Origin of the sequence: Okeania sp. SIO3B5 (assembly GCF_010692555.1) — a bacterium.
GTDB lineage: Bacteria > Cyanobacteriota > Cyanobacteriia > Cyanobacteriales > Microcoleaceae > Okeania.
Genome location: NZ_JAAHHG010000389.1, coordinates 1 through 9,716, shown reverse-complemented (window position 1 = coordinate 9,716; position 9,716 = coordinate 1). Strand labels below are relative to the sequence as shown.

Genomic DNA, 9,716 nt, shown 5'->3' with positions numbered 1-9,716 from the left:
CGTAGTCAATGTTTTGTGTAGCAGTCCCTGAGATGGTAAAGAAAACGGTGATATTGCCGTTGGTGTCCGTGCCGCGATCTATGGTAAAAGTTCCTGGGGTAGCTCCTGCTTCCGTGGGAGTTCCGGCGGCAGTAATGCTGACTGTAGGGAGGGATATTGTTTCGTAGAGGGTGATTCTGTCATCATCTGAAGAAGCACTGAAAATATCCACATCTCCATCACCATCCACATCTGCTGCAAATACTGAACGGGCAGCATCAGCATTAGTAGAAATCGCCTGTTCCGTGAAGTTATTGCTGCCATCGTTTAGGTATACGGCAATTTTGTTGTCAATGCTTGAACCACTAAGAATATCTATATCCCCATCTCCATCGACATCTGCTGCAAATACTGAAAAAGCACCATCAGCATTAGTAGAAATCACCTGTTCCGTGAAGTTATTACTGCCATCGTTGAGGTATAGGGCGATTTTGTCATCGTAATATGAAGCACTGAGAACATCCACATCCCCATCATTATCTACATCTGCTGCAAATACTGAACGGGCAGCATCAGCATTGGTAGAGATAACTTGTTCTGTGAAGTTATTGCTGCCATCGTTGACGTACAGGGCGATTTTGTCGTCGTTACTTGAAGCACTAAGAATATCTATATCCCCATCTTCATCCACATCTGCTGCAAATACTGAACGGGCACTCAGAGCAGTATTAGAAATTGTCTGTTCTGTGAAGTTATTGCTGCCATCATTGAGGTACAGGGCGATTTTGCTGTCAGCGCGTAATGCACTAAAAATATCCATATCCCCATCTCCATCGACATCTGCTGCAAATACTGAACGGGCAGCATTAGCATTAGTAGAGATAACTTGTTCAGTGAAGTTATTGCTGCCATCGTTGAGGTACAGAGCTATTTTGTCGTCTAAAGAAGAAGCACTGAGAACATCAACATCCCCATCTCCATCGACATCTGCTGCAAATACTGAATAGGCACCAATAGCATTAGTAGAAATCGTCTGTTCTGTGAAGTTATTGCTGCCATCGTTGAGGTACAGGGCTATTCTGCCGTCCAGAGAAGAAGCACTGAAAACATCCACATCTCCATCATTATCCACATCTGCTGCAAATACTGAACGGGCACCATTAGCAGTATTAGAAATAACAATCTCATTCGCTCCTACTGCCTTAGTTGTAGGAGCAGCATTATCCGTAATAGTCAGAGTAGCCGTCTCATTCCCCGCAGTGGTAGTAACATCATATTGTTCTGGTGCGCCAGTGGGTTCTTCTGTGAGGGTGAGGGTGACTGTTTCTCCTGCATCAACAACAGTATCGTCCCTGGGTACTATTTCTATTTCAACGCTGGTTTGGCCATTTGGTATAACAATGCTGCCTTTTTCTCCATCGAATGTTACTGTGGGGACAGTATTTTCTACAGTGCGAACTCCTTTAATATCGTAGTCGATGTTTTGTGTGGCGGTCCCGGAGATGGTAAAGAAGACTGTGATATCGCCGTTGGTGTCAGTACCGCGATCTATGGTAAAAGTTCCTGGGGTAGCTCCTGCTTCTGTGGGAGTTCCTGTGGCAGTGATGCTGACTTTAGGGATGGATATTGTTTCGTAGAGGACGATTTTGTTGTCATCCCGTAATGTACTGAAAACATCCACATCTCCATCATTATCCACATCGGCTGCAAATACTGAAGTAGCAGTGTTTGCATTAGTAGAGATGATTTGTTCTGTAAAGTTATTACTGCCATCGTTTAGGTAAACGGCAATTGTGTTGGTATTGAATGACGAGCTAAAAACATCCAAATCCCCATCACCATCCACATCCGCTGCAAATACTCTATTAACATCTCTATTAGTAGAAATGACTTGTTCTGTGAAGTTATTACTGCCATCGTTTAGGTATAGGGCGATTTTGTTATCCGTCTGTGATGCACTGAAAACATCCAAATCCCCATCATTATCCACATCGGCTGCAAATACTGAAATGGCACCATCAGCATTAGTAGAGATAACTTGTTCTGTGAAGTTATGGCTGCCATCATTTAGGTATATGGCGATTTTGTCGTCATTGAATGATGCACTGAGAACATCCATGTCCTCATCACCATCGACATCTGCTGCAAATACTGACCTGGCATTATCAGCATTAGTAGAAATGACTTGTTCTGTGAAGTTATTGCTACCATCATTTAGGTATATGGCGATTTTGTCGTCATTCCCTGATGCACTCAAAACATCAACATCCCCATCATTATCCACATCCGCTGCAAATACTGAACGGGCACGATTGGCATTAGTAGAGATAACTTGTTCTGTGAAGTTATTGCTACCATTATTTAGGTACATGGCGATTTTGTCGTCATTCCCTGATGCACTCAAAACATCAACATCCCCATCATTATCCACATCCGCTGCAAATACTGAGAAGGCATTATTTACATTAGTAGAAATGATTTGTTCAGTAAAATTATTGCTACCATCGTTTAGGTACAGGTTGATTTTGTTGCCAGCGCGTAATGAACTGAGAACATCCACATCCCCATCTCCATCCACATCGACTGCAAATACTGAGTTAGCACCATTAGCAGTAGTAGAAATAACAATCTCATTAGCTCCCACTACTTTATTTGTGGGATCGGCATTATCCGTAATAGTCAGAGTTGCTGTTTCATTCCCAGGAATTGCAGTCACATCATATTGTTCTGGTGCGCCGATGGGTTCTTCTGTGAGGGTGAGGGTTACTGTTTCTCCAACATCAGTAATGGTATCGTCCCTGGGTACTATTTGTATATCAACGCTGGTTTGTTCAGCGGGTATAACAACGCTGCCTTTTTCTCCATCGAATGTTACTGTGGGGACAGTATTCTCTACGGTGCGAACTCCTCTAATATCGTAGTCAATGTTTTGTGTGGCAGTACCGGAGATGGTAAAGAAGACTGTTATATTGCCCTGGGTATCGTCCCGACTCACAGTAAAGATGGCAGGCATTGGGCCAGCTTCATTAGGAATTCCGGTTTGGGTAATTTGAACGGTAGCCATAACTATAATCTGGTAGTAATAAGGTAGATGTGTTAAATAATGGGATTGCTTTCCGTTCCGGAATGCTCCGCAAACTTTCCTCACAATCACTATTGGAGTTTAGTCCCTCGTCCCTACCCTTAGATGGACAAGATATTAGACTGTCGTTGTTGTTTTCCCATTCTAGAGATTGCTTTCCTGACGGAATGCTCCGCAAACGTTCCTCGCAATGACAGATAATGACAGATTAGATGCTATTCTCATTACTGATAAGTCTTAACTGTTTTAAACTTCAACATTCAAATCGCGAGTGGCAACCCGCCTCAACTCATCTGTTTCTTGTAAACCAATACAACCTGGATATCGTACTCCGGGTAATACTGCTACGTCATACAATTCCACAATGATTCCTTCAACACGCAACCAATGAACAATATCCCCAGTGTCCAAGTTTATAACTTGCAGGCCACAAAAGGCTGTTGCTCCCTTTTCTGCTAATCTTTCTTGGAGAACTAAACCTGAAAAAGTTTGTTCTCGTTCTCTCGGTCTGGACAAACCCACGATAACGTAGTTTTTCCAAAACGTCATCCCTCGCAAGTACCCCCCACAAAACTTGACAGGTTGAAATTTGCCTGTTTGGGAATCTGGATAACCAAATTCTCCTTTTCCAGAATTTAGCAACCACAATTTATTTTGATAAAAGCGGGGAGAATGGGGCATCGAAAGTTCAGTTGCAATAATTTCTTTACTGGATACATCAATCACACAACCTCCATTCCGCCGTTGGTCTCGCCACCCATCTACTACATCGGATTGACCACAAGTAGTTACCGAAAAGCGACGTTGAAAGCCCCCATGTTTTAACCGGGGGATGAAAACAAGCGAGTCGTTTAGACTAGACAACTTTAGTTGTCCTGTGCTATTATCTGGATATACAAACGTTTAAACAAAAGTAAGCAGCAAAGCATGGTTTAGACTTAAGCCGACTGTGTAGGGGCACTTTGACTTGTCCCCAAAGAATATATCTTTGGTCAGAATCATGAGAAACGAAGCAATAAGGATTTATCGGTGTTGCGTAGTATCTACTTAGAATCCCCTCAGCTTTAGCCAGGGGAGTAGTCAAATAGGCTGGTTTTCCATCAACTATGGCCAAACCATTAAGATGACAGCGCTCTTCGGGGGTCACTTTAGAAATAAATGGTGGTTTCCAGAGGGGAGTAAAACTGTAGCGATCGCTCAATGTAGCCAAACAATCAAATAAAGTATTGACAAAAATTACTTGTTGTGGATTGTCTCCCCATTTAGCCTGGACAATATCATGTATATCCAACTGACCAGTCATCCAACTACGACAAGGGACATACATTTTGTCACGGTCTTTAAACAATTGGCCTTTTTCCACCATATTCTCCAACTGCCAGACCTGGTAACGAGTGGCCAAAGTTAAGCGATCGGCAGTTGCATAAAGTCCCATGGGGCGATCAAAAGTCCGCATAGTTGCCGACAAACTACCATCTGGTTTAATCCCGATGAAAAACAGTCGATTAGATTGATAAGTAGTGAATGCTAGACTCAACTTTTCAGTATTCAACCAGTCAATAAATTGTTGAGAACCGAAAATTTCAAATGAGGCTTTTTCTCGCACTAAGTCTCCCCTAATTTTTACCATAAAATTGGGTTTAAAGCCTCGCCCTTCTAGGGCGACTTTTCATATTATGACTTTTCATATTATGACTTTTTATGTTATATTAAAATTGGTTTATAAACCCGCCTTGTCTCATAAATACTGTAGAAAAGAAGATTAGGTCGAAACTCCTTCAGTTGAGAGCAGAACAAGGGAAGCTTTCAGGTCAATGAGCAGTTCAAACTTGAAAGCACAAAATTTACACCCATAATAATTTTTGATAAGTCGCGGGAGGGCATTCCGAGACTCTAAACGGATGTGGAGGCAAGCGTAAGACTAGCGCCAAGGTAGCAGCAGCCTGTGAGACGTCAACTCGCTGAAGAGCTACGGCTCGGTAGGAATCCCCGCGCCTTTAGGCCGGGGAGGATGTCAATTGTCATTTTGTCATGGCGAGGGGGGGTTCCATAATTTGAAGTATTACTTTGAGCTTTATTCCCCCGTGGCCATCTCCCTAGAGATTGCTTCTCTCCACTCCGTTCCGTTTGCTATCGCAAAGCTTCGCTAACGCAATGACAGAGTAGAGTCATGGCGAGGGGGGGATGGATAGCCGTTTGCTGATTGGTTTTTCACTGCTCCCCCCCGTGGCCATCTCCCTAGAGATTGCTTCATTTCACTCCCAATGACAGGGTTAGATTATTTCTAAATACGGGTCTTTCCATTCTGGATTAATACTATTAATTAAGTTAATTTTTTTCTGTCGAGAACCTGCTTTTATTTGTTTTTCACGGGCGATCGCTTGGGAGATATCTTCATACATTTCGTAGTAAACCAGTTTATTGACGTTATATCTTTTGGTAAAGCCTTCTACAATTTTTGATTTGTGTTCGTAAATTCTTCTGATTAAATCGTTGGTGACACGAGTGTAAAGAACGGTGTTACGTTTATTGGTCATTATGTAGATATAACATTCTTTCTGCATTGCTGTTTTTTGGTTGAAAATTAGATAGTGGGGATTGCTTCATTTCATTGCCAATGACAGGGTAAAGTCATGGCGAGGGGGGGTTCCAGAATTTGAAGTATTACTTTGAGCATTATCCCCCCGTGGCCATCTCCTGAGAGATTGCTTCGTTTCACTCGCAATGACAGAATAGAGTCCTTTTGAGGGGGGATTGAGAATCTAACGATTCCAAATTTCTTCTAATGCGACTTCCAAACTGGCCACAAAATCAGATAGATTAAACAAAGGACTATTTCGCATCTTTAATTTCTCTTGCAACGGTAGTAACTCTTCTGGATGAGTACCCATAAATACGGCTTTCTGTTCATATTCCTCCAGACTATGACAAATCATTTCCTCTGTCCCAGCACTTGCACAAATACTTGCCCCCATCCGAGCTGCATTAGTAGAACCTGGTTTTGTCAAGACTGGTAAACCTGCATATAAAGCACAGACAGTGGTAGAACCGCCATTATAAATCAGGGTATCTAAAGCTAAGTTGGCCAAAGACAATCGAGCTAGATATTCCGAGTGTGGGATTTTTTGGGCAAAAATTAGTCTTTCGGGTTTTACCCCTCTATTTTTGGCATTCTGGCGTAAGTTTTCTATGGCTTCTTCTACTGTAAAAGACAACCATAAAACACTACCTTCTACTTGTTGTAATATTCGCATCCAAATATCAAATAATTCAGGAGTAATTTTATAGTGGCGATTAAAACAGGCAAAAACAAAACCCTCTTTTGGTAAACCAAAATCTGCTCGGCTAAAATGCTTTTGAGAAATATCCATGGGCGAACAAGGAAATTGATGAGGTAAATAGATAATTTCCTCACTGTAATGTTCTGCTAATTCTGGAGGTACTACCCATTTATCTGTTAATAAATATCGAATAAAATCTGCCCCCATTGTATTAGGATAACCCAAAAATGTTGCTTGGACTGGCGCTGGTTTATAAGCAAATATTTTTGGTTCACTGTAACCCGTATAACCTGCTAAATCTATTAATATATCAATCTCATCCCTGTTAATTTGGTGGGCAGAATTTTCGGCAGACATTTCGTCAAGATACCGGAATTCATCACAGCCATTTTTGATAGTTTGTGTTACTTCATCATTAACATTTAATAAGTGGTAGGCAAAAACTTCAAATTTGTCTCGGTTATGCCGTTCAAATATCCCAGAAATTAATCGTCCGACGGCATGACCATAAAAATCACAAGAAACGTAACCTATACGCAATTTACCTGTTTTTTGAGGATAAGAAAATTGCAATTTATTATTAAGAATCTGATGGTTAATTGATTCAGCTTTCTGTATAGCAACTGCTAAAGATAAGTCTTGTGGTAAAGGAATTAAATTTAAGTGAAAAGGTGCGATAGTAAAACCACCTTTTTTCTTTTTCACATATTTAGCAGTTGAGTCGATTAACTTTGTAACAAAAGCATCATAATTTTTCCAGTCACAGAGGTTGAGTTTGACAAAGCTGATATGACCAAATAAATGTTCGGCTGTAGGGTTAATTTTTTTGCATCTTTCGTAGGCAATTTTAGCAAGAGAAAATTGAGATTGAAATTCCCAGATTTGCCCTAATTGAAAATAAGCATCAATGTAATTTGGTTGATATTTGACTGCAAGTTTAAATAACTTAATAGCATCGTTTAATTTAGTTTGTTGTTTGTAAACTAAGCCTAAGTGGTATAAAGCATGAACATAATCTGGTTTGATTTTTAGGGCACGTCTTAATCCCTCTTCTGCTTTTTTTAGCTCTCCTTGACAGAGGTAAATTGAGGCAATATTGGTAATAGTTGGGTGAAAATTAGGGCTGATTTTTAAAACATTTTCATAACAAATAATTGCTTCTTTTAATAAACCTTGATTTTGTCGTAAAACACCTAAATTATTATGGGCAGGAACATATGTATGGTCAGCTTCTATTGCTTTTTTAAAATATATAGCAGCTTCTTCATATTTACCCTGTTTTTTCAAATTTTTTCCTTGCTCAAAATAAGCTTTGGCTTTTTGGGAGTTATTTTTACTGATTTTGGGATGAGAAATAAAACTAAATAAAGGCTCTTCTACAGGCTTATCTAAAATAATATAAATTAGAGCAATAGCTGGAGTTAATCTTTCCTGTTGTTCCCAGTCAACTGCTAGAAATAACCACACAGGTAAAGGCAATAATTTTTTTTTTCTTTTAGATTTAACTGTTGAAGAAAGAACTGAAAAATTATTCACTTTTGCCTGATTTCCTATAGTTACTAATTTAGCCATATCTTCAGTTTTCAAACCCAAAGTAGTCGAACAGCTAACCCCTGGCAAAACTGCTACATCGTAAAGTTCAATTATTTCTGGCTCTAGTTGTAACCACTCAACAATATTTCCACTTTTCAAATCAATAATTACTATTCCACAACGAATATCTGTGTTCCGTTTTTTTAACCTTTCTTCTACTAACAAATCTGAGAAATAATCATCGCTTAATTTCGATAAACCCACCACAGCAAAATCACCAATAAAAGTTAAACTTCTCCCATAACCAGGGCAGAAAGTTATAGGTAAAAATTTGCCATTTTCAATGTAACCAAAATCTCCTGTTCCTGAGTTGAGTAACCACAATTGTCCCCTATACCATCGTGGTGAATGTGGCATTGATAACCCATCAGTAATAATTTCATTAGTATTAATGTTAATAACAACACCTCCATCACGCCTCATACTTTGCCAACCCCAGGCAACATCAGAACGACTAATAGCAGTGACATAGTGCGGTTGCCCTTCTACCATAGCGAGGCCATTGAGATGACATCGGTCTTCGGGGGCGAGTTTAGAAATAAAGGGCGGTTTCCAGATAGGTGTAAAGCTGTGTTTGGGGTGAAGAGTTGCCAGACAACTATATTGAGTATTGATAAAAATTATCTCGCCCTTGTCATCTTCTACTAAATCCTGGATATTTAACTCTCCAGTAGTGTATGCAACGCGAGGAACATAAAGTTTATCATATTCGCCTTTTAAAAATTTATTGTTTTCGAGTATATTTTCAAACTGCCAAATTTGGTATTGGGTGGAAATATATAAACGATCGCTCTTTGCATAAAGTTTCCTGGGGTAATCAAACTCCCAAAAAGGAGTAAACATTTGGCCGTCAGATTTGACTCCAATGAAGCAGAGGCAATTTGTCTTAGAGGTAAATGCTAAACTTACTTGATATTTGTTTAACCATTCCAGGAAGTGGAGGGAGTAAGTAGCTTTTAGTGTTTTGGTGATGGGAGGTAATTTTTTCATTAATATCACTATCACTGAAAATTTATTAAAATTTAGAGGAGAATATAGAAATACATAATTATTTGTTTGAGCTGAAAGTTTATCTTTTACTTTGTGATACTTAGCTACAAAAGGGTGATTAACTGTTGAATGAAAATGGTATAAAGTAGTTGCTATTTGTAGAAAAGTGTTGTAATATTAAAGATGTACAAAACTTAAGATGAATTATAGCGGGTGAATGCGACTTGTTGACAGACATATTATTAACCGAACACATATCTATTGGCGGGTGTGTGATGAGTTAGCCTTTAAATCAAAAAACTTGTACAACTTGGCTAACTATTATTGTCGTCAGCATTTTTTCAAGTGTGGATATTGTCTAGATTTAACTAAACTGTACCACGCCACCAAAGATAGCGATGCCTATAGAGCATTACCAACTAAAGTATCAAAACAAATAATAAAGTGCTTGATTGCAACTTGGCGTGGTTATTTTCAGGCAATCAAAGAACGGTCAAAACATCCACAAAAGTTTTTAGGCAAACCAAAAATACCAAAGTATAAAAATAAAACTCAAGGTAGGAATGTAGTTATATACTCAAAAGAATCAGTCTACAAAGCCCCTCTAAAAGATGGTATTTGTCACTTATCAATGAGTGAAATCAAAATACCTGTAGTTGTGGAGACTGTCATCGAAGTCAGGATAGTACCTGCTACGAGCTGCTATATAATTGAAGTAGTGTATGAAAAAACACTTCAGCCACAAATACACTCAACATATGTAGCCGGAATAGACTTAGGAATTGACAGTA

Annotated in this window: 5 protein-coding genes and 1 pseudogene; 1 reads left to right on the top strand and 5 read right to left on the bottom strand. The window is 39.5% G+C overall.

Annotated features, from left to right (window positions below; genetic code table 11):
• From F6K54_RS32905 to F6K54_RS32885, 5 genes are all read right to left on the bottom strand, one after another.
• Nucleotides 1-3,043, bottom strand: a 3,043-nt coding sequence (locus tag F6K54_RS32905; protein ID WP_293087459.1) for a VCBS repeat-containing protein, incomplete at its 3' end; no start/stop codon positions are given.
• Between the two features lie 264 nt (nt 3,044-3,307).
• Nucleotides 3,308-3,925, bottom strand: a complete 618-nt coding sequence (locus F6K54_RS32900) for a DUF4915 domain-containing protein (RefSeq protein ID WP_293087456.1) — start codon at nt 3,923-3,925, stop codon at nt 3,308-3,310.
• A 19-nt stretch (nt 3,926-3,944) separates the two neighbouring features.
• Nucleotides 3,945-4,691 carry a DUF4915 domain-containing protein gene (locus F6K54_RS32895; RefSeq protein ID WP_293087454.1) on the bottom strand — a complete coding sequence of 249 codons (747 nt, stop codon included), beginning with the start codon at nt 4,689-4,691 and terminating at the stop codon, nt 3,945-3,947.
• Between the two features lie 643 nt (nt 4,692-5,334).
• Complete coding sequence (locus tag F6K54_RS32890) at nt 5,335-5,625, bottom strand: GIY-YIG nuclease family protein (RefSeq protein ID WP_293087451.1); 291 nt, start codon at nt 5,623-5,625, stop codon at nt 5,335-5,337.
• A 198-nt stretch (nt 5,626-5,823) separates the two neighbouring features.
• On the bottom strand, nt 5,824-8,925 hold the full coding sequence (locus F6K54_RS32885) for a TIGR03032 family protein (protein ID WP_293087449.1): 3,102 nt from the start codon (nt 8,923-8,925) through the stop codon (nt 5,824-5,826).
• Nucleotides 8,926-9,142: 217 nt separating this feature from the next.
• Between F6K54_RS32885 and F6K54_RS32880 the strand changes: the two are divergent.
• Nucleotides 9,143-9,716: pseudogene (locus F6K54_RS32880) on the top strand (RNA-guided endonuclease TnpB family protein); the annotation flags it as partial.